21 protein-coding genes are annotated in these 20,276 nt (G+C 68.7%); 7 read left to right on the top strand and 14 right to left on the bottom strand.

Annotated features, from left to right (window positions below; all coding sequences use genetic code 11):
* Nucleotides 1–2: 2 nt before the first annotated feature.
* A complete protein-coding gene (locus tag ACIBK4_RS00690) occupies nucleotides 3–362 on the bottom strand; it encodes an NADH-quinone oxidoreductase subunit A (RefSeq protein WP_007383963.1) in 360 nt (119 codons plus the stop codon).
* Between the two features lie 745 nt (nucleotides 363–1,107).
* On the opposite strand from ACIBK4_RS00690, the gene ACIBK4_RS00685 reads away from it, so the two are divergent.
* Nucleotides 1,108–1,917 carry a C40 family peptidase gene (locus ACIBK4_RS00685; RefSeq protein ID WP_398990792.1) on the top strand — a complete coding sequence of 270 codons (810 nt, stop codon included), beginning with the start codon at nucleotides 1,108–1,110 and terminating at the stop codon, nucleotides 1,915–1,917.
* Nucleotides 1,918–2,112: 195 nt separating this feature from the next.
* Complete coding sequence (gene def / locus ACIBK4_RS00680; RefSeq protein WP_398990790.1) at nucleotides 2,113–2,739, top strand: peptide deformylase; 627 nt, start codon at nucleotides 2,113–2,115, stop codon at nucleotides 2,737–2,739.
* Between the two features lie 60 nt (nucleotides 2,740–2,799).
* Here the strand turns inward: def and ACIBK4_RS00675 are convergent, their stop codons facing one another.
* Nucleotides 2,800–4,083: a geranylgeranyl reductase family protein gene (locus ACIBK4_RS00675; RefSeq protein ID WP_019061216.1), complete on the bottom strand. Its 1,284-nt coding sequence runs from the start codon at nucleotides 4,081–4,083 to the stop codon at nucleotides 2,800–2,802.
* Between the two features lie 97 nt (nucleotides 4,084–4,180).
* Here ACIBK4_RS00675 and ACIBK4_RS00670 point away from each other — a divergent pair, with 97 nt between their 5' ends.
* Together ACIBK4_RS00670 and ACIBK4_RS00665 are read left to right on the top strand one after the other, a co-directional pair.
* On the top strand, nucleotides 4,181–4,687 hold the full coding sequence (locus tag ACIBK4_RS00670; RefSeq protein ID WP_398990788.1) for a GNAT family N-acetyltransferase: 507 nt from the start codon (nucleotides 4,181–4,183) through the stop codon (nucleotides 4,685–4,687).
* 120 nt (nucleotides 4,688–4,807) lie between these two features.
* Nucleotides 4,808–5,122 (top strand): PASTA domain-containing protein, encoded by a 315-nt coding sequence (locus ACIBK4_RS00665; RefSeq protein ID WP_398990785.1) that lies wholly within the window; start codon nucleotides 4,808–4,810, stop codon nucleotides 5,120–5,122.
* 7 nt (nucleotides 5,123–5,129) lie between these two features.
* Here ACIBK4_RS00665 and ACIBK4_RS00660 read toward each other — a convergent pair whose 3' ends face one another.
* The 4 genes from ACIBK4_RS00660 to ACIBK4_RS00645 all read right to left on the bottom strand — a co-directional run bounded on the left by ACIBK4_RS00660 (nucleotide 5,130) and on the right by ACIBK4_RS00645 (nucleotide 10,005).
* Nucleotides 5,130–5,840, bottom strand: a complete 711-nt coding sequence (locus ACIBK4_RS00660; RefSeq protein WP_398990783.1) for a demethylmenaquinone methyltransferase — start codon at nucleotides 5,838–5,840, stop codon at nucleotides 5,130–5,132.
* A 73-nt stretch (nucleotides 5,841–5,913) separates the two neighbouring features.
* Nucleotides 5,914–7,245, bottom strand: a complete 1,332-nt coding sequence (locus tag ACIBK4_RS00655; protein WP_398990781.1) for an acyltransferase — start codon at nucleotides 7,243–7,245, stop codon at nucleotides 5,914–5,916.
* Nucleotides 7,245–9,677 (bottom strand): bifunctional polysaccharide deacetylase/glycosyltransferase family 2 protein, encoded by a 2,433-nt coding sequence (locus ACIBK4_RS00650; RefSeq protein ID WP_398990779.1) that lies wholly within the window; start codon nucleotides 9,675–9,677, stop codon nucleotides 7,245–7,247. Before ACIBK4_RS00650 ends, ACIBK4_RS00655 begins: the two co-directional genes overlap by 1 nt.
* A 19-nt stretch (nucleotides 9,678–9,696) precedes the next feature.
* Entirely contained in the window at nucleotides 9,697–10,005 is a 309-nt protein-coding gene (locus ACIBK4_RS00645) for a hypothetical protein (RefSeq protein WP_398990777.1), read from the bottom strand.
* 402 nt (nucleotides 10,006–10,407) lie between these two features.
* Here ACIBK4_RS00645 and ACIBK4_RS00640 point away from each other — a divergent pair, with 402 nt between their 5' ends.
* A complete protein-coding gene (locus ACIBK4_RS00640) occupies nucleotides 10,408–11,457 on the top strand; it encodes a chitinase (RefSeq protein WP_398990775.1) in 1,050 nt (349 codons plus the stop codon).
* 155 nt (nucleotides 11,458–11,612) lie between these two features.
* Here the strand turns inward: ACIBK4_RS00640 and ACIBK4_RS00635 are convergent, their stop codons facing one another.
* The 5 genes from ACIBK4_RS00635 to ACIBK4_RS00615 all read right to left on the bottom strand — a co-directional run bounded on the left by ACIBK4_RS00635 (nucleotide 11,613) and on the right by ACIBK4_RS00615 (nucleotide 16,567).
* Entirely contained in the window at nucleotides 11,613–12,026 is a 414-nt protein-coding gene (locus ACIBK4_RS00635) for an imidazolonepropionase-like domain-containing protein (RefSeq protein ID WP_398990773.1), read from the bottom strand.
* 7 nt (nucleotides 12,027–12,033) lie between these two features.
* Nucleotides 12,034–13,233, bottom strand: coding sequence for a cyclic dehypoxanthinyl futalosine synthase (mqnC, locus tag ACIBK4_RS00630; protein WP_398990771.1), 1,200 nt, complete (start codon nucleotides 13,231–13,233; stop codon nucleotides 12,034–12,036).
* A gap of 89 nt (nucleotides 13,234–13,322) precedes the next feature.
* Complete coding sequence (locus ACIBK4_RS00625) at nucleotides 13,323–13,913, bottom strand: hypothetical protein (RefSeq protein WP_398990769.1); 591 nt, start codon at nucleotides 13,911–13,913, stop codon at nucleotides 13,323–13,325.
* A 17-nt stretch (nucleotides 13,914–13,930) separates the two neighbouring features.
* Complete coding sequence (locus tag ACIBK4_RS00620; RefSeq protein ID WP_398990767.1) at nucleotides 13,931–15,619, bottom strand: serine/threonine-protein kinase; 1,689 nt, start codon at nucleotides 15,617–15,619, stop codon at nucleotides 13,931–13,933.
* Between the two features lie 99 nt (nucleotides 15,620–15,718).
* Nucleotides 15,719–16,567: a menaquinone biosynthetic enzyme MqnA/MqnD family protein gene (locus ACIBK4_RS00615; protein WP_398990765.1), complete on the bottom strand. Its 849-nt coding sequence runs from the start codon at nucleotides 16,565–16,567 to the stop codon at nucleotides 15,719–15,721.
* A 286-nt stretch (nucleotides 16,568–16,853) separates the two neighbouring features.
* Here ACIBK4_RS00615 and ACIBK4_RS00610 point away from each other — a divergent pair, with 286 nt between their 5' ends.
* Complete coding sequence (locus tag ACIBK4_RS00610; protein ID WP_003998944.1) at nucleotides 16,854–17,057, top strand: cold-shock protein; 204 nt, start codon at nucleotides 16,854–16,856, stop codon at nucleotides 17,055–17,057.
* A gap of 278 nt (nucleotides 17,058–17,335) precedes the next feature.
* Complete coding sequence (locus tag ACIBK4_RS00605) at nucleotides 17,336–17,995, top strand: class I SAM-dependent methyltransferase (RefSeq protein ID WP_398990763.1); 660 nt, start codon at nucleotides 17,336–17,338, stop codon at nucleotides 17,993–17,995.
* Here ACIBK4_RS00605 and ACIBK4_RS00600 read toward each other — a convergent pair.
* The 3 genes from ACIBK4_RS00600 to ACIBK4_RS00590 are packed head-to-tail and all read right to left on the bottom strand — an operon-like array spanning nucleotide 17,948 to nucleotide 20,275.
* On the bottom strand, nucleotides 17,948–18,469 hold the full coding sequence (locus tag ACIBK4_RS00600; protein WP_398990761.1) for a hypothetical protein: 522 nt from the start codon (nucleotides 18,467–18,469) through the stop codon (nucleotides 17,948–17,950). The genes ACIBK4_RS00605 and ACIBK4_RS00600 overlap by 48 nt on opposite strands.
* Nucleotides 18,466–19,002, bottom strand: coding sequence for a hypothetical protein (locus ACIBK4_RS00595; RefSeq protein WP_398990759.1), 537 nt, complete (start codon nucleotides 19,000–19,002; stop codon nucleotides 18,466–18,468). The genes ACIBK4_RS00600 and ACIBK4_RS00595 overlap by 4 nt, the downstream gene beginning before the upstream one ends.
* Nucleotides 18,980–20,275 carry a WXG100 family type VII secretion target gene (locus ACIBK4_RS00590; RefSeq protein ID WP_398990757.1) on the bottom strand — a complete coding sequence of 432 codons (1,296 nt, stop codon included), beginning with the start codon at nucleotides 20,273–20,275 and terminating at the stop codon, nucleotides 18,980–18,982. The genes ACIBK4_RS00595 and ACIBK4_RS00590 overlap by 23 nt, the downstream gene beginning before the upstream one ends.
* Nucleotide 20,276: the final 1 nt, after the last annotated feature.

Here is a 20,276-nt window from a genome sequence, read left to right as displayed (position 1 = left end):
CCTCAGTCCCATTCCAGGCCGCCGCGCCGCCATACGTACGCGTACGCGACGAAGACGGTGAGCACGAAGAGCAGCATCTCCACGAGCCCGAAAACACCCAGGGCGTCGAAGGTGACGGCCCAGGGGTAGAGGAAGACGATCTCGATGTCGAAGACGATGAAGAGCATCGCCGTCAGGTAGTACTTGATGGGGAAGCGCCCGCCGCCGGCCGGCGTGGGGGTCGGCTCGATGCCGCACTCGTACGCTTCGAGCTTGGCCCGGTTGTACCGCTTCGGACCGATCAGCGTGGCCATGACCACGGAGAAGATCGCAAAGCCTGCCCCGAGGGCTCCCAGTACGAGGATGGGCGCATACGCGTTCACCGCTCCTCGCTCCTCTCAGTCGGCACTGACTGCTGGCGATGGCATCGGGTCCGCTTCCGGCTCACGCGCCGCTCAAACCCCGTTCGTCCCAACGAAGATCGAGAACATGTGAAGCAGGTCACAAGCCCAACTGCCCCGCATCTTATGCCCGGCGCTCTGTGATCTGCGACACGGGGTATTGCACAAGCTTTGTGATCTCCACCACCCGACGAAGGATCATCGCGCCGGACGGGCGGCGATCTTCGCACGCGAAGCGCCCGACCGGTCACCAGAGGTGACATTTCCGCTCGTCATCGCAGCCCGAGGGTGGCGTCTCCATATCAAGAGGCTTCCCTTGCATGCAAATTGGAGTTGGACGGGGCGGCTTGATAGTGGACGCCCGTTCACACATCAGGGGGAGGTACGCGGCACGGTGTGGACGCGTGCACGCGTTCACGAAGTCACCCGCCGGCGGTACCCACGCAGGACGCACGCATTCCGGTAACCGTTCCGTGACCTCCGCCACACTCATGAGAGGCGCATGAGAACGGGGCTTGGCCACCTGTCCCAACAGGTGGTAGGTGGCGGGCAATTCGGGCGTACCGACGAAAGACCGTGATCACATGCCTGATCACCCAGGTCCGCAATGTCCGTTACGGCGTCAATAAGGAACGACACACCCGGGGTTGATGGGGCCCATTGAACAATTGTGGCGCAGCACACGTTTCTTGAAGGTATGGAGGAGCCCCTGATACCGGTTGGTCTCATGTCCCACACCGCTCACATACGCAGCCACCGGAAACCCCGCCGCAGCGCGACGACGAACATCGCCGTGCGGGCCGGAGTTGCCGGTGGCGTTCTCAGCATGGCGGCGGCGGGTGCAGCCTCGGCCAACGCAGCCGAGACGACACAGACCCTGCAACTGCCCACCCTGACCGCCGACCTGGCCACCCAGGTCGCCCAGTCCGCCGAGGCCACGCAGCAGGCCGCGGCGAACTACCAGCTGCAGGCCGAGCGCGACACGGCCGCCGCAAACGCCGCGAAGCAGGCGAAGGCGGACCTCGCGGACGCCAAGAAGAAGGCGGAGGCCAAGAAGAAGGCCCAGGAGGCCGCTCGCAAGGCCGCTGCGGCGCAGGCGGCGTCGCGCAGCTCGGAGAGGACCACCCTGGCCTCCACCGCGACCACGAGCGCTTCTACGAGCACCAGCTCGTCGACGGCGACCGGTTCGGCGGCGACCATCGTGGCCTTCGTGAAGGCGCAGATCGGCAAGTCCTACGTCCTGGGCGCCACCGGCCCCAGCGCGTACGACTGCTCCGGACTCGTCGGAGCCGCCTTCAAGCAGGTCGGCATCAGCCTGCCGCGTGTCTCCCAGGACCAGTCGACCGCGGGTACTCAGGTCTCCCTGAGCAACCTTCAGGCCGGCGACATCCTGTACTGGGGCAGCGCGGGCAGCGCCTACCACGTGGCGGTGTACGTGGGCGACGGCATGTTCGTCGGCGCGCAGAACCCCTCCACCGGCATCGTGGAGCGGCCGCTGTCGTACGACATGCCGACCGGTGCGGTGCGGGTGCTCTAGAACCCGCGCACGACGCCGTGAGCATGGGGCCGCTGCCGCTCGGGGGCAGCGGTCCTCTCGGCGTACCCTCCGGTCGTCCCGGACCCACGGGGCGTTCCCACTACCGGAGTTCGCGGCTCTCCTGAAAGGCTCTTCTCAAGGTTCTCAGGTTCGGCTAACCAGACAGCCGGACGCCAAACATGAGGAGAGCAAGCCATGCCACGTGTCTTCGTCCAGGGCAGCCCCGTCGACTCCTACCCCCGGCCCGCACCCGAGGCCCTGCGCGGGTCCGTGCGGCGCGTCACCGAGATCGGTGAAGAGGTCCTGCACAAGCCGTGCCGGGACGTGACCGAGTTCGGGCCCGACCTCGCCGCGCTCATCGACGACATGTTCCTCACCATGTACGTCGCCGACGGGGCCGGCCTCGCGGCCAATCAAGTGGGCGTCGATCTGCGCCTGTTCGTGTACGACTGCCCCGACGACGATGGTGTCCGGCATGTCGGACACGTCGTCAATCCGGTCCTCGACCCGCTCGACCCGGCCGGGCGCCGGCTGCTCGACGAGGGCGAGGGCTGCCTCTCGGTGCCGGGCGCCGTGATGGACGTACCGCGTCCGGACCGGGCCGTGGTGCGCGGGCTCGACAAGGACGGCACCGCGCTTGTGATCGAAGGCACGGGGTACTTCGCGCGCTGCCTCGCCCACGAGACCGACCACGTCAACGGTCAGGTGTACCTGGACCGGCTCTCCAAGCGGGACCGCAAGGAGGCGCTGCGGCAGGTGGCGGACCGGCGTGACGAGGTGTTCGCCCGCCGGGCCGCCAAGACAGCCGCGCTCAGCGGCTGATCGCGCCCGAGCCACAAGCCCGAGCCCAAGGCCAAAGCCCAACTCGATCCAGCCCTACGACTACGCCTTCGGCGCCACCTTGCTCAGCCCGTTGATGATGCGGTCCATCGCGTCGCCGCCCGTCGGGTCGGTGAGGTTGGCCAGCATCTTCAGGGTGAACTTCATCAGCAGCGGGTGCGTCAGGCCGCGCTGGGCCGCGATCTTCATGACCTTCGGGTTGCCGATGAGCTTCACGAAGGCACGGCCCAGCGTGTAGTAGCCGCCGTAGGTGTCCTTGAGGACCTGCGGGTAGCGCTGAAGGGCGAGTTCGCGGCTCGCCGGGGTCGGGCGGGCGTGGGCCTGGACGATGACGTCGGCGGCGATCTGGCCGGACTCCATGGCGTAGGCGATGCCCTCGCCGTTGAAGGGGTTCACCAGGCCGCCGGCGTCGCCGACCAACAACAACCCCTTCGTGTAATGGGGTTGACGGTTGAAGGCCATCGGGAGGGCGGCGCCGCGGATCGGGCCGGTCATGTTTTCGGGGGTGTACCCCCAGTCCTCGGGCATGGACGCGCACCAGGCCTTCAGGACCTCACGCCAGTCCAACTCCTTGAAGGAGTCGGAGGTGTTGAGGACACCGAGGCCGACGTTCGAGGTGCCGTCGCCCATGCCGAAGATCCAGCCGTAGCCCGGCAGGAGACGGTCCTCGGCACCGCGGCGGTCCCACAGCTCCAGCCAGGACTCCAGGTAGTCGTCCTCGTGACGCGGGGACGTGAAGTACGTGCGGACCGCGACGCCCATGGGACGGTCCTCGCGGCGGTGCAGGCCCATCGCGAGGGAGAGGCGGGTGGAGTTGCCGTCGGCGGCGACCACCAGGGGCGCGTGGAAGGTGACTTCGCGTTTCTCCTCGCCGAGCTTGGCGTTGACGCCGGTGATCCGGCCGGTGCGCTCGTCGACGATCGGGGCGCCGACGTTGCAGCGCTCGTAGAGACGGGCGCCCGCCTTCTGGGCGTTGTGGGCGAGCTGTTCGTCGAAGTCGTCGCGCTTGCGGACGAGGCCGTAGTCCGGGAAGGAGGCGAGTTCCGGCCAGTCCAGCTGGAGGCGGACGCCGCCGCCGATGATGCGCAGGCCCTTGTTGCGCAGCCAGCCGGCCTCCTCGGAGATGTCGATGCCCATGGCCACGAGCTGCTTGGTGGCGCGCGGGGTGAGTCCGTCGCCGCACACCTTCTCGCGCGGGAACTCGGTCTTCTCCAGCAGGAGGACGTCGAGTCCGGACTTGGCGAGGTGGTAGGCGGTGGCGGAGCCGGCTGGCCCCGCGCCGACGACGATCACATCGGCGGTGTTTTCGGAGAGGGGCTCGGTCACGGCGGGATCTCCCCAAGTTCGCAATCTGCGTGCCGACCGGCACTGGACATGGGCAGTCTATTCAGCGCCACTGATCACCAGGCTGAAGGGCTGCCCCGTGAACCGAGCTCTCCCCGCAGTACGGCTGCGTGTCCCGACCGACGAGGACGCCGTCGCCTGGCACCGGGCCTTCGACCACCCCGATGTCATGGAGTTCCACGGCGGCCGGTCCGCGGAGTTGTCCGTCTACGAGGAGCTCACCGCCCGCCAGCGCCGGCACGACGCGGAACGCGGTTTCTGCCTGTGGACCATGCTCGACGAGACGGACCGGGTCATCGGCTTCACCGGCGCCCAGCCCTGGCCGCAGGACTGGGGACCGAAGGGTGAGATCGAGATCGGGTGGCGGCTGGGGCGGGAGTTCTGGGGCCAGGGATACGCCACGGCGGCCGCGGAGGCGACCCTGGAGCGGGTGCGGGCGGCCGGGGTGCCGAGCGTGGTGGCGATGGTCCTGGCCCGCAACACCCGGTCGATCGCGGTGACCAAACGGCTGGGGATGCGCCTCGCCGAGGTCTTCACCACGCCCTCGCGCCAGGAGGAGGGGCACTGCTACCGACTCGAACTGTAACTCAGAGTAACTAACGGCTACAGAACGACACTTGACACTTCCAATCGGGACCGGACCGGGGTTACCCTTCCGGTACCGCTGGGGGTGACATCTGTGGGCATAACACCCAAAACACCTGAAGTGCGCGTGCCACGGCTCGTCGGTCTGATGGCCGTGGACGCGCGCGAGACGGCCCAGTCGCGCGGGCTGTTCATCAACTCACCGGACCGGCCCGACTTCCACCTCGTCGTCGTCGACTACGTCGTACGGCAGTACCCGCAGCCCGATGCCGAGGTGCCGCGGGACTCCATGGTCTACGTGTGGTTCGACTTCGGTGAGGGCGACGGCGGGGGCGGCATGCGTGAGCCGCGCATACCCAAGCCGCCGAGCGGCGGGATGCAGCGCGAGCTGGACGAGCCCCCGGGCGATCCGTCCTTCGAGCCGGTGATCAGCTAGCCGGTGATCAACCGGCCGAGTCCGCGCCGCCCTTGAAGCCGCGGTGCAGGGCCACGATCCCGCCGCTCAGGTTGCGGTACGCGACCTTCGACCAGCCGGCCTTGCGCAGCCGCTCCGCCAGCGCGGGCTGGTCGGGCCAGGCGCGGATGGACTCGGCGAGATAGACGTACGCGTCCGGGTTCGAGGAGACCGCGCGGGCGACCGGCGGCAGCGCGCGCATCAGGTACTCGGTGTAGACCGTGCGGAAGGGCGCCCAGGTCGGGTGCGAGAACTCGCAGATCACCACCCGGCCGCCGGGCTTGGTCACCCGGTACAGCTCACGCAGCGCGGTGTCCGTGTCCTGCACATTGCGCAGCCCGAAGGAGATGGTCACGGCGTCGAACGTGTCGTCCTTGAACGGCAGCTTCGTCGCGTCGCCGGCCGTGAGCGGCAGCCAGGGGTGGCGCTTCTTGCCCACCTGGAGCATGCCGAGGGAGAAGTCGCAGGGCACGACATAGGCGCCGCTGCGGGCGAAGGGGAGGGACGAGGTCGCCGTACCGGCGGCGAGGTCCAGGATCTTCTGCGCGGGGCGGGCGTCGACCGCCTTGGTGACCTCCTTGCGCCATCGGCGGTCCTGGCCGAGCGACAGCACGTCGTTGGTCAGGTCGTACCGTTCCGCCACGTCGTCGAACATCGAGGCGACTTCGTGCGGCTGCTTGTCCAGGGATGCGCGGGTCACGGGCCCATTGTGGCAGTACGGGCCGGGCACCCCGAAGGCACCCGGCCCGTACGGCCCCCTTTGTGAAAGAAGCTCACCCCGGCAGCAGCTGCGGTTTCTTCTTCGCCGCCACGTCCTCCACCCAGCCGCAGAGCACGATGAAGAGGGCGATGAGAATCCAGCCGATGCCGAACATGAACCACTGGCTCCCCAGCGGCAGCCACTTCTCGAAGGCGGGCACCTTCCAGAACTGGTCGGTCAGCGGCACCGCCAGCACGAGTGCGATCTCGTGCCAGAGATAGATCGTCACGGCCCGCGAGTTGAAGATCGTGACGATCCGGTCGAGCCGCTTGAACCGGGTCAGCCAGGCGAAGTCGATGTTGAAGTAGGCCTTGGCCCACATCAGCAGCATGACGTAACCGGCGGACCAGTAGGTCTGGGCGAGCGGGTTCTCGTCCAGGTCGTACGTCCCGGCCTCGGCCTGGTGCGTGAAGGCGTACCAGCCGCCGAAGACGATCGCCGCGACCGACAGCGTGACCACCAGGAACGGCTTCAGCTTCTGGAGCACGCCGTCGCGGTGGGCGAAGCCGAGGATCCAGCAGAAGAGGTACGTCGACAGGTCCCAGAGCGCGTTGCCGAAGCGGTTGTCCGGCCCCGCCCACACGAACTTGAGGATCACGATCGGCACAAGTGTCAGCAGCAGCACCGGAATCGGCGCCTTGCGGAAGATCCACAGCAGCACCGGCGACAGCATCACGAACCACAGATACGTCCGCAGGTACCAGAGGATCTCCCAGGCCTGAAGACCCCAGGCGTTGCCCGGCGGATCACCGACGGGCACGATCCAGAAGACGATCTGCCAGCCCGGCATCCAGTCGTGGATCAGCATCGCCAGGACCACGAAGAAGCCCCAGAACCAGAACGGCGGCAACAGCCTCCGCATCCGGCTCTTGACCACCTTGAACGCGGGCCGCTCCAGCGACTTCGCCATCAGCGTCCCGGCCAGCCCGAACATGATCCCCATCGAGGGGAACACCATCCCGCACCAGGCCCACCCGAAGGTGTGATAGGTCACGACCCGGATCAGCGCGACGGCCCGCAAGGTGTCGAAGTACCGGTCCCGGCCCGCCTTTTGGGGCACGGGCACGGGCTTCTCGGCAACCTCTTCCACGGCCTTCTCGGCCACCGGCTCCGGCTCGGGCACTGGCTCCGGTTCCACGACGGGCAGCGGCGCCGTCGCGTACGGCGACTGCCCGTGATCGGCGTACTGCTGCTGCTCGTACGGCTGTTGGACGTACTGCTGGGGCTGGCCGTACTGCTGCGGGTGGCCGAACCCCTCGTAGCCGTACGGTTGTTGGGGTTGCTGGGGTTGTTGCGGCGGGCCGTACCCGCCGCCGTATCCCTGTTGCTGTTGCTCCCAGGTCATCAGCTCGCCCCCGCCGGTGTGCCGACCTCGCCGGTGCGCTTGAGTTTCTGCCAGCGCAGCCGGCCGCCGGTCAGGGCGGTGATGCTGGAGTGGATGAGGACGAGGTACATCATCTGGCGGTAGGCCAGTTGCTGGAGCGGCATCATCAGCAGGTAGCGGTACTTCTCCCGGTCCAGCCTGAACGCGTAGGCCGCGCACAGGAGTTGGATGCCGAGTACCGCGAACCACATCGCGAGGGACGCCCAGAAGTCGACGAAGATCATCGAGTAGACGGTGAAGACGTCGATCAGCGGGGCGAAGACCGGCGTGATGATCTGGAAGATCACCACCAGCGGCATGCCGACCCGGCCGAAGCGGCCCGAAGGCCCCTTGTCCGTAAGGGACTTGCGGTGCTTCCACAGCGCCTGCATGGTGCCGTAGGACCAGCGGTAGCGCTGCGACCAGAGCTGCTTGAGGGAGGCCGGGGCCTCGGTCCAGGCCTTGGCGTGCTCCTGGTAGACGACCCGCCAGCCCTCGCGGTGCATGGCGATGGTGATGTCCGTGTCCTCGGCGAGCGTGTCCTCGCTCATGCCGCCGACCTGGAGGACCGCCTCGCGGCGGAACGCGCCGATCGCGCCCGGGATGGTGGGCATGCAGCGCAGCAGGTCGTACATGCGGCGGTCGAGGTTGAAGCCCATTACGTACTCGATGTGCTGCCAGGCGCCGATGACCGTGTTGCGGTTGCCGACCTTGGCGTTGCCCGCGACCGCGCCGACCTCGGGGTCGGCGAAGGGCTGCACGAGGTGCCGTACGGTGTCGGGCTCGAAGACGGTGTCGCCGTCCATCATCACGACGATGTCGTAACTCGCGCTGCGCACACCGTTGTTGAGGGCGGCGGGCTTGCCCGCGTTCTCCTGGCGGATGACCCGGACGTTCGTCATGCCGAAGGAGCGGGCCGCCTCGCGGGCGATCTCGGAGGTGCCGTCCGAGGAGCCGTCGTCGACGACGATGACCTCGATCGGGTGGGTGCTTTTCGCCAGCGACTCAAGGGTGTTGGCGATGCACTCCTTCTCGTTGTACGCCGGGACGATGACGGTCACCGGGCGGGTGACGGTCGGGCCCCAGCTGAACCTGCGTTTGTTGCGCTGTCTGTAATGGCGCCGGGCGAGGATCAGCATCATCCCGAAGCGGCTCATCACGGCGACGCCGACGACGGTCAGGCCCGCCGCGAGTCCCGGTACCACCCACTCCGCGACGGTGACGGCGTAGATGAGCGCCTTGCCCTCGTAGAGGGTCATGCCGGTGGCCTCGCGGTGGGCGCCCTGGAGGGCCGAGATCCGCCCGTTTCCGGTGCCGTTGCCGGTGCCGTTGGCTCCCCCGGCGCCGCCCGCCGCGCCCGCGCCGCCTGCCGCGGCGGCCGAGTCGACCGGCGTCTGACCGTTGCCCGTGCCGGTGCCGGCGGTGCCGCCCGGTGCGGCGGACGGGGCCGCGGAGGGCTGCGCGCCGGCCTCGACCGAGCCGGTGCTCGCCCCGGCGGCCGCGCCCGTGCTCGTGACGGGCCGGTTGGCGGCGTTGTTCTTGGCGATGGCGCCGCTCACCGTGGTGAACGTGTAGCCCTTCGCCTTCATCTTCTCGATGTACTGGGGCAGCGCCTTCATGGTCTGCGAGCGCACACCACCGGCGTCGTGGAACAGCACCGAGGAACCCGAAGTCCCGGACGGCGTCGCCCACTTGATGATCTTCGCGACGCCGGGCTGCTTCCAGTCGTCGCTGTCGGTGTCGACGAAGACGCTGGTGTAGCCGGACGCGCCGAGCTTCTTGTAGACGGGGTAGCTGTAGTTGTCGATCGCGTCCGTCTCCGAGGAGTACGGCGCGCGGAAGAGCGTGGTGGTGATGCCGGCCGCGCCCGCGAGCGCGAGCTGGGTCTGCTCCATCTCCCGCTTGATACGGGCGTCGCTCTGGTAGGAGAGGTCGACGTGGGTGAAGGTGTGGATGCCCACCTCTTCGCCCTGCTCGACCATCTGCTTCACGATGCTCGGGTAGCGCGAGACCATCGAGCCCACCAGGAAGAACGTGCCCGGCACGTCGTACTTCTTGAGGATCTTCAGGACCGTCGGCGTGTAGGTGGGGTTCGGGCCGTCGTCGAAGGTGAGGACGATGGTCTTCTTCGGGATGGTCTGGGTGACCGGCTTGCCGTTGCGGAACGTCAGGATCGGGCCGCCGTTGAGGACCTTGTCGGGGACCTTGCTGGCGCTCGCGCCGTCCCGGACGCGTTCGTCGCCGCCGACTTCCGCGCGCAGGTAGCCGTCGAGCAGCATCACACAGGTGAGACCGAGCAGAAGCAACAGGGCGAGAATCACTCGGGGTCGCTGGAGCGCGGCGGCCTTGCCGGCCGCGCGTTCCATTCGAGTGGGGGCGCGTCGGCGCCCGCGCGAAGGAGTCGTCGTAGTCATGGCTGCGGTGGTGCTCCGGTCAGTGTGCGGTGGCTGAGGCGGACGGGGCCGCACCCGTGGGGGTGCCCGAGGGGATGTCGGTCGGGGCGCCGGTCGGAACACCGGAGGGCGCTACGCCGCCTCTGCCGCCGTTGGGGCCGTAGCCACCGCCGGGAGCCGAACCGGCCTGGCCGCCGCCGAAGGGCAGCAGCGAGGAGGGATTCATGGAGATGCCCCAGCCCATGAACGCCATGCCGAGTACGAACGCGTACCCGAGGCAGACGGTGCCCATGAGGAGGCCGATCCGGCGCAGCACCTTTGACCGGCGGCCGGAGTTGTCAACGAACACGGGGCCTTCTGCGGACCCGTTGCCGGCTTTGCGGCGGCGACCCCGCGCAGAGGCGGGGTTTTCGATGGCGGACTCGGATTGCATTCCCCAGACATTAGGCCGCCTTTATGTGACCAAAACTCTGATTCTCTTGTGAGCCCGCCCAGAAAAAAGCCGGAACCTGTGCACTCCCTTAGAGAACCCAGGAAATGCCTTATGAGGAGCCGGTGTCAGTAGTGTCCCCAATTTTCCGCTTCGCCGCCCGGCTTGACCGTTTCGTGTGCCGATACCCGTGAGTACCCTGTGCTCTTTCCGACTTCGTGAGACACAGCCCCATGTGCTTCATTTAGCCTTCGGAAACCGACTCTGTTTCCATCCTGAGACAGAAATCACCGTCCCGAGACGGAAAGGGTGCATGCTCATATGAGGAGTTTCCTGAAACCGGCGGCCGGGCTCACCTGCTTGTTTGCCCTCGCGGTCACCGGATGCTCCTCGGGCTCCGACGACTCGTCGGGCTCATCGTCCGGAGCGACCGAGAGTGCCACGCCCACCCCCTCGTCGTCGCCGTCGTCGTCCGCCTCGTCCGGCTCGTCGTCGACCACGTCCTACGCCCCGTACGTCAGCGTCACGACGGCGTCCGACATGGACAGTTCGGGGTCGCCTTCGACGTACAACCTCTCCTTCGCCATCGCCAAGGGGAGCACCTGCACGCCGGAGTGGAACGGTACGACCGCGATCGACAACTCGGCGGTGAAGTCCAGGATTTCGGCGCTGAAGGAGTCCGGGGCGAGTGTCCGGGTGTCCTTCGGCGGGGCGTCCGGCAAGGAGCTGGCGGAGACCTGTACGAGCGCGTCGGCACTCGCGAAGGTCTACGGCGAGGCGCTGGACGCGGCGGGCTCCACCCAGGCCGACTTCGACATCGAGGGCGACGCGCTCACCGACTCGACGTCGGTCGCGCTGCGGTCCAAGGCGATAGCCCTGCTCCAGAAGGAACGCAGCGATCTGAAGGTCTCGTTCACCCTGCCCGTGATGCCGTCCGGGCTCGACTCCGACAGCCTGGCGCTGCTGGAGTCCGCCAACGACAACGCGGTCGAGGTCTCCACGGTCAACATCATGACGATGAACTACGGCGAGTCGTACACGGCTGACATGGGCGACTACGCGATCACGTCTGCTACGGCCACGCACACCCAGCTGAAGAAGGTGTTCGGGTTGTCGGACGCCGGGGCCTGGCAGGGGATGGCGCTCACGTCGATGATCGGGGTGAACGACATCTCCGGGGAGACGTTTTCCCTCTCGGATGCGGCGCAGGTGCGGACGTTCGCTGAGGAGAAGGGGGTTGCGTGGGTGTCGATGTGGTCGACGTTTCGGGATCAGCAGTGCGAGAGCGGGTCGTCTGACGACGATGCGGCGACCGATTGCAGTGGAGTGACGCAGGATTCGGGGGCATTCGGGGAAGCGTTTGCCGGGTGACGGTGCGTTGTTGGCTGACGGTGCGTCGTGGCTGGTCGCGCCCGCGCGGCGGAGCCGCAAATGTCACAGCCCCGCGCCCCTAAAAGAAGGGGCGTTGACCTGCGCGGCGTCTGCGGAGGAGCCGCAAGACGACAAAGGCCCGTGCGCCTAAAAACCTAGCGGCGTCTGTGGACTAGCCGCCCTCCACACACCGTTGCGATGCATGTGCCGGTCTCGTCGAATACGGCGAGGTCGGCGCGGGCGGTCTCCCGAAGTACTGGGGTGTGGGTGCGGGGCAGGACGGCCACGTCGTTTCGGGCGGCGGCCGCTCGGAGTTCAGGTGTGTTGGCGTACTGCTCCAGAACTGCCACCGCACCCGTCTTCAGCACGGCGTGGATCCGCTCCCGTGGGCTCGGGGCGTCCGGGAGTGGGCCCTCGTGTACGCGGGCGGGACCCAGGACGCCCGGCCAGCGTCTCAACCGGGCGGCGGGGAACCGCTGTTCAAGGTCGGCCAGCGGTCCCACGCCCACGACCCGCGCACCCTCGACGGCGACGGCCCCGCCCTCGTCCGCCGTGTGAATCGTCAGCACGGCAGCGCTAGTTGGCGGACAGGAGCTTCAACTCCGGGTGGGCCGTGCCGCCTTCGATGGCCGTGGACGAGATGTGGGACATCACGCGCTCGTCGACCGGGTCGTTCGCGGGGTCGTCGTGGACGACGATGTGCTCGTACGTGGTCGTCCGCTGGGCGGGGACGCGGCCCGCCTTGCGGATGAGGTCGATGATCTCCATGCGGTTGGAGCGGTGCTTGGCGCCGGCGCTGGAGACGACGTTCTCCTCCAGCATGATCGAGCCGAGGTCGTCCGCGCCGTAATGGAGCGACAGTTGACCGACCTCCTTGCCCGTCGTCAGCCAACTGCCCTGGATGTGGGCGATGTTGTCCATGAAGAGGCGGGCGATGGCGATCATGCGCAGGTACTCGAAGAGCGTGGCCTGCGTGCGGCCCTTCAGGTGGTTGTTCTCGGGCTGGTACGTGTACGGGATGAAGGCGCGGAAGCCGCCCGTGCGGTCCTGTACGTCGCGAATCATCCGGAGGTGCTCGATGCGCTCGGCGTTGGTCTCGCCGGTGCCCATGAGCATCGTCGACGTGGACTCGACGCCCAGGTTGTGCGCCGCCTCCATGATCTCCAGCCAGCGCTCGCCGGACTCCTTGAGCGGGGCGATCGCCTTGCGGGGGCGAGCGGGCAGCAGCTCCGCGCCGGCGCCGGCGAAGGAGTCGAGCCCGGCCGCGTGGATGCGGGTGATGGCCTCCTCGACCGACACCCCGCTGATCCGGGCCATGTGCTCGACCTCGGACGCGCCGAGGGAGTGGATGACCAGCTGGGGGTACGCGCCCTTGATCGCGGCGAAGTGCTTCTCGTAGTACTCGACGCCGAAGTCCGGGTGGTGTCCGCCCTGGAACATGATCTGCGTGCCGCCGAGTTCGACGGTCTCCGCGCACCGGCGCAGGATGTCGTCGAGGTCGCGGGTCCAGCCCTTCGCCGTGTCCTTGGGGGCGGCGTAGAACGCGCAGAACTTGCACGCCGTGACGCACACGTTCGTGTAGTTGATGTTCCGCTCGATGATGTACGTCGCGATGTGCTCCGTACCCGCGTACCGCCGCTTGCGTACGGCGTCGGCGGCGGCGCCGAGCGCGTGCAGCGGGGCGTCGCGGTAGAGGTCGAGCGCCTCTTCGGGGGTGATGCGCCCGCCCTCGGCGGCACGGTCGAGGACGGACTGAAGCTCGGCCTTCTCGGTCACCGGGAGGTCCCTTTCGTCAAGGGTTGCGGACGGGCAGCTGGTGCTGACGGACCTTGTCAGCCTACGCCAGCGGTTTTCGCACCCCGACCTCAGGCCGTGAACGCGCCGACCAGCAGCCCGAGGAAAGCCCCGGCCAGCAGAAACGGCCCAAATGGGACGACGATCCCCCGATCGGGCCTCCCCTTCCGGGCGAGGACACCCCCGTACAACGCCCTCAGCAGGAACCCCGCGAACGCGCCCACCATCACCGTCGGCCACCCGTACCACCCGAGTACGACACCCGCCCCCACCCCGAGCCTCACCTCACCGAGCCCCAGCCCACCGCCCCCGGAGTCGATCCGGGTCAACCCGTAGTACCCGGCGCCGAGCGCGAGGCCGCCGAGCAACGCCGTCGTCCAGTGCCCCGCGTGCTCGGGCACGAACGCGACGACCCCGAGAAGAGCGAGGGCAGCACCCGCAAGGGGAAGCCCGGCGGACCCGGGCACCGCCACCGCGACGGGCGCGAGCAGCAGCCACACCGCCAGCTCGGGCCGCGTACCGGTGGCGGCGGCCAGGGCGACACACACCAGCACGACAAGGAGAGCGGTACCGACGCCGCGCCGGCCAACCCGTGCCACCACCGCCCCGGCGCCCGCGCCCCACACCCCCGCGAGGGCGATCAGCAGCTGGTCGTAGTCCACCGGCAGGCCCCCGACGCCTACTTGACCTTGGACAGCCGCGCGGTCGGGGAGCCCTCGGCGGAGCTGTCCGAGACGTACTTGAGGTCGGCGCCGGTGGGGGTGAGGGTGACGGTGTGGGCGTCCTGGTTGCAGACGCTGCGGTTCGACTGCGCACCGGCGGCCGAGGCGACGAGGCGGGTCTTCGTCACCTGCTTCAGGGTCAGTATGTCGTCGCAGACGCCGCCGAGTTGGTCGGTCTGGCGGAGGATGCCCAACTTCTGCCCCACGCCCACCTTGGCGATCGTGATCTTGAAGGTCCCGTCCGGGAGCGTGCCGCCCAGCGCGGTGCCCTCGCCCTGCCAGGTGCCGAGGTAGGAATCGGGGATGGACCGGAGCGAGGCGCCGGGGCTCGGCGCGCTGGTCGCCGTGGCGGAGGAGGTCGCCGGAGCGGAGGAGACCGGGATCGAGCCCGACCCGGAGGCGTCGCCCTTGTCGTCCGGCTGCAGCCAGTACAACCACACCGGCACCAGCGTCACCACCGCCAGCGCCGCGGCGACGGACAGCACCACCGCACAACCGACCCTGCGCCCACGCCCGTTGGGGCCCGGAGCCGCCGTGGCCGCGACGGAGACGGAGACCTTCCCGGGGCGATGACCGGAGTCCGGGGGGACGGTGTCGAACGGAAGCGCGTCACGCGGTTCGGGCACGAACCCGCCTGTCCCCACAGGTGACTTGGACATCACCGGCGCCGGCCCGAACGCCCCGCCGCCCGCCCCTACGGAGGGACTACTGAACCCGACCGGCCCCGAGGGCACCCCTTCCGCAACCCCCGCCACCTCAAGATTCAACAGCTGTACGGCACTTCGGCTGACCTGCTCCACCAACGCCCCCGGCAGCCACCCCCCGGCGACCAGCCGAGCGGCCCCGTCCGGAGCCAGCCACCGCGCCACCTCGCCCGGAGTGGGCCGCGCGGCGGGGTCCTTGGCCAGACAGGCGCTCGCCAGCTCCCTCAAGTCCCCCTCCATGGAACCCAGTTGGGGCTCTTCATGGACGACCTTGTAGAGGAGCGCGGCGGAGGAGTCGCCGGGGAAAGGGGACTCACCGGTGGCCGCGTAGGCGAGCACGGCCCCCAGAGAGAAGACGTCGGACGCCCCGATCGCGCCCTTCCCGAGGATCTGCTCGGGGGCCATGTAGCCCGGCGACCCGACGGAGACGCCGGTGGAGGTGAGGGAGGCGGTGCCGTCCGTGGCACGGGCGATCCCGAAGTCGATCAGCAGCGGCCCGTCGAGAGTGAGCAGCACGTTGGACGGCTTCACGTCCCGGTGCACGAGCCCCAACTCGTGTACGGCCGTGAGCGCTTCGGCCAGCCCCGCGCCGAGCGCCCGTACGGTGGCCGTGGGCAGGGGCCCGCCGTCCGCGACGGCGGCGGAGAGAGAGGGCCCGGCGGCGTAGGCCGTAGCCACCCAAGGCACGGAAGCCTCGGGATCCGCATCAAGCACAGGGGCGGTCCACGCACCCCCCACCCGGCGCGCGGCGTCGACCTCGCGGCGGAAGCGGGCGCGGAACTCCTCGTCGAGCGCGAAGTGCGGATGCACGATCTTGACCGCGACCGTACGGCCGCCCGCGCTGCGCCCGAGATAGACCCGGCCCATCCCACCGGAGCCGAGCCGGCCGAGCAGCCGGTAGGGCCCCACGACCGTGGGTTCGTCGTCTCCGAGCGGCTGCATGCCGTCCACCCCTCCCCCGTACGACTTCCAGCAGGGTAGTGCGCACACCCCGCCGGTGATGACGGCCGGAGCAGATCCGTCTGCTGTCTTCTACGGCTATTACGGCTGGAGCAGTTCCACGTTCACGTCGGCCGGGAACCCGGTCGTAGGACCGACGCGGCGGGCGAACTCGGCGACGGCGGCGAGCTGGGGTGCGCCGAAGCGGAAGTCGAGGGTCGTGAAGTACCGCTCCAGGACGGTCTCGTCGAAGTCCTCCCAGCGGGCGGCCTGTTCGGCGACCTTGCCGACCTCTTCGAGGGAGAGGTTGCGGGATTCGAGGAAGGCCTCGTGGACCTTGCGGGTGATGACCGGTTCGCGCTCCAGGTAGTCGCGGCGGGCGGCCCACACGGCGAAGACGAACGGCAGCCCGGTCCACTCCTTCCAGAGCGTGCCGAGGTCGTGCACCTCCAGGCCGAAGCGGGGCCCGTCGAGCAGATTGGCGCGCAGGGCCGCGTCACCGATGAGGACGGCGGCCTCGGCCTCCTGCATCATCAGGCTCAGGTCGGGCGGGCAGGTGTAGTAGTCGGGCTGGACGCCGTAGCGCTCGGCGAGGAGGAGCTGCGCGAGGCGTACGGAGGTCCGCGAGGTCGAGCCGAGGGCGACCCGGCGGCCGTCCAGCTGGTCCAGCGGGACCTGCGAGACGATCACGCAGGACATCACCGGGCCGTCGCAGCCGACGGCGATGTCGGGGAAGGCGACCAGGTCGTCCGCGTTGCGGAGGAACTCGACGAGCGTGATGGGCCCGATGTCGAGGTCGCCCTGCACCAGCTGCTCGCTGAGCTTCTCCGGGGTGTCCTTGGTCAGCTCGAAGTCGAGAAGCGTGCCTGTTCTCGCGAGCCCCCAGTACAGGGGCAGGCAGTTCAGGAACTGGATGTGGCCGACGCGCGGCCGGGTGCGAGAATTGTCCACAACGTGAGGCTAGACCTCATGCGGTACGCTCCATACTTCGGCCCCACAGTCAAGCCTTTGGCGATCTTCAAACGTCCGGGTGATGTGATCTTGGCCTCTATTGCTTTCGGCTGCCCGCGTGCTAGGCTCGCCGCAAGTTGCAGTTTGGTTTCCCTTGCAGTACAGAGCCTGCGGAGCATGTAACCGCGGGCTCTAGTCGTTTTCAGACGTATGCAGTAGTGCGGGACTTGTTTTCACACTTGCAGGGTTCTGGAGCAGGGCAACCCTTTGGGCCCAAGGAGGGCTTATGGCTACCGGAACCGTGAAGTGGTTCAACGCCGAAAAGGGCTTTGGCTTCATCGCCCAAGAAGGCGGAGGCCCCGACGTCTTCGTTCACTACTCCGCGATCAACGCGAGCGGCTTCCGTTCGCTGGAGGAGAACCAAGCGGTCTCCTTCGACGTGACCCAGGGTCCGAAGGGCCCGCAGGCGGAGAACGTCACCCCCGTCTGAGTCACCTGATCGCAGTTTCTTCGGTCTCGGAGCCTGGTGCTTTGATCCGGAACAGATAAGCAAGACCCAAGGAGCCCCGCGCCGCAAGGCGACGGGGCTCCTGCCTTTGCCTCCGGCGGTTGGGCGGGGGGCGTGGGGTGGGGTGCGAGTGGTCTTCGGGTGCGGGCCGGTGGGGGCTGGTCGCGCCCCGCGGCGGAGCCGCCAATGTCACAGCCTCGCGCCCCTAAAAGCTAAAGACGAGGCCCGGGTGTCAGTGGGGGTCGGTAGGGTCCCCGGCCATGACTTCCGCTGAGGCAGACTTCGTGACCCGTACCCGGAGCTTCTACGACGCGGTCGCCGAGGACTACGCGGAGATGTTCGCCGGGGAGCGTGCCGAGCCGCGGGACGGGGCGGTGTTGGCCGGGTTCGCCGAGCTGGTGGGCCGGGGCGGGCGGGTGGCCGACCTGGGCTGCGGGCCGGGGCGGACGACCGCGCATCTCGCCTCCCTCGGCCTCGACGTCTTCGGGCTCGACCTGTCCGAGTCGATGCTCGCGATCGCGCGCCGCGAGAATCCGGGGCTGCGCTTCCGGCAGGGCTCGATGCTGGACCTGGACATCCCGGACGGGACGCTCGCGGCGGCCGTCTCCTGGTACTCGTCCATCCACACGCCTGTGGACCAACTCCCGTCCCTCTTCGCGGAGTTCCACCGGGTCCTGGCACCGGGCGGGTATCTGCTCCTCGCCTTTCAGGCCGGCGACCAGCCCCTCACCCTCGACCGGCCCTTCGGGCACCCGGTCCGCCTGGACTTCGAACGGCGGCGACCCGAGGCGATGGCCGGGCTGCTGGAGGCGGCGGGGTTCGCGTTGCGGTCACGGACCGTACGGGAGGCCGACACGGAACTCGGGGAGTCGTCACCGCAGACGTTTCTGACCGCCCTCAAGGCTGCGGCTGTGCTCTAGGGCGCGGCGGGCGCCGATCTCGCTCGGGTACTCGCGAACGGTGAATACGGCTGCCACCGTGCCGACGCACCATGCGAAGAGTGCCGGCACGACCGGGAGCACGAGCAGCGCGGGAAGGACGAGGGCGCGGCCCAGCCCCTGCCCGCGTTGCGTCGCGTACCGCTTCTCCACCCAGGCCTCGGTAGGAGTCGGCGGATTCAGCAGCCTCTTGCGGATGTCCCGGCGCTGCTTCACCCACCCCCACACCAGGGCCACGCACGACGCGGCCGCCTGCGTGCAGTCCCACACCGTGCGCGGGACCGGGGGCAGGTGAACGCGGAACGACTGGTAGAGCCCGAGAACGACGTAGCTCATGAAGGCCATCACCACGGCCCAGAGCAGCGCACCGGAAGCACGCCGTAGCCAGTAGCGCGCGCCGCGCTTGTACCAGGTTCTGCCGAGCCCGGGCAGCTTGGGAATGTCGGAGGGGATCATGTTCTGGAGGAGCGCTCCTGCAACCAGCGCCGGGCGCCGACCTCGCTGGGGTACTCGCGGACCGTGAGCATCGCGGCACACCACCCCACGGCCCACGCGGCGAGCGCCGGCATGACGGGGGCCGCGAGCAGTACGGCCGCGCGGCCGGCGAGTGCCAACCCCGTGGAGCGACGGGCCTCGTCACGCTTGCGGCTGCGGGACTCGCCGGGAGCGGGCGGGTCCAGGAGGTCCTTGTGGTGGCCCCGGCGCTGCACCACCCAGCCCCAGATCGGTGCCCCGCACGAAGCGACCACCTGCGCCCAGTCCCACACCGTGCGCGCGGTCGGCGGCAGCACCGTCCGGAAACCCCGGTAGAGGCTGATCGCGGCGAAGCACACGAAGGCCATGACGATCAGGAGGACCACAGCTGTGCGCACCCGCCGCAGCCAGTAGCGCGCCCCACGCTCGTACCAGGTCGTGCCCAGACCCGGCAGGGCCGGGATCTTGGCAGGAATCCGGGAGGCGGAAGCGTCAGAAGAGGCTCGTGACCCCATGCCACACGTCCTTTCCCAGTCGTTCGAAGTCCTGCCCTGTCTCCGACACCACGTTGCCGGTGCCGTGCAGCAGACCGCCGACCACGCCGTGGTCATGGATGTCCTCGCTCCAGTGCTCATGGAACGAGTGGTCGATCAGACCGGTCGCCCCGATCACCACCAGGCCACCGACCCCGGCCACCACGACCGCCGGAACCTCCACCGGCAGGGCGGCCACACCCACCGCGGTGAGACCCACGCCGACCGCCAGTCCGGCGATGTTGGCACCTCCGTCCACCGCCACGGAATGCTGCCAGGACCACCCCTTGTCGTGGTCCTCGGAAGCCTCAAGCAACCCGCAGGCGCCGGCCGCGGCGACGTCCAGTACGGGGACCTCCTTGAGGAAGTCCGGCAGCTTGTCCAGGCTTTCTCCCGCGCGCAACGCGTCCGCGGCGTCGGCCAGTTTGACGTTCAGGGCACGGTCGTAGGGCAGCTTGGTGCTGCCGTAGTCGGCGCGGGCGATGTCCTCTTCCAGCGACTGGACCTTGGCGACGGCGTCGGCGTAGGCGCCCTTGGCGGGAAGGTCTTTGGGGAGCGAGCGGCCGGCCTTCTGGAACGCCTTGCGTTCGGAACGCAGTTCCTTCTTGGCCGCCTGCGCCTCGGACTTGGCGTCGTCGATCTTCGTGCGGGCCTTGGCACCGTCGACCCGCGCGTCCTCGGCGTCGAAGGCGTACAGACCACGCAGGTAGTCGACGACGGTGACCTTGTCGCCGGCGGTCACCTCCGCCGTGCCGGTCACCTCCGCGTACAGCGCCTGCAACTGGTCCGCCGCGGCCAACCGCGCCTTCTGTGCCGTGTGCAGGACTTCCTTGCGCACGGTGTCGTACTCGCTCATCGCGGAGATCGTCTTCTGCTCGTCCGCGCTGGGCGGATTCGAGGTGACCGTCGGCAGCGGGACGCCCTTGTCGCCCATCGCGACGCCCTTCGTCGTCGCCACGTGCTCGGCGTTCTGCAGGGCCGTCTCACACGTGGAGAGCGCGTCGGCGAGTGTGTCCAGGATGTCGCCCGCCTCGTGGACGAGCGCGGCGAAGGCACCGGCGGTCACGGCGTCCTCGGTGTAGGTGGCGCGGAAGGACTCCGCCGATTCGCCCTTCCAGCCCGCGTCGTCGACCAGGGCGTCCACGGCACGCGTGAGGGGAGTGATGACGTCGTCGAGTTTGTCCTTGGCGTTCTTGTACGTCGTGGCCATCGTGCGGAGGCCTCCGATGTCGCCGCCCACCCAGCTGTCGGTCATC

The organism is Streptomyces sp. NPDC050528 (genome assembly GCF_044457795.1).
Classification (GTDB): Bacteria; Actinomycetota; Actinomycetes; order Streptomycetales; family Streptomycetaceae; genus Streptomyces.
The sequence above is the reverse complement of the archived record's forward strand: the minus strand, read 5'-3'. Positions and strand labels throughout refer to the sequence as shown.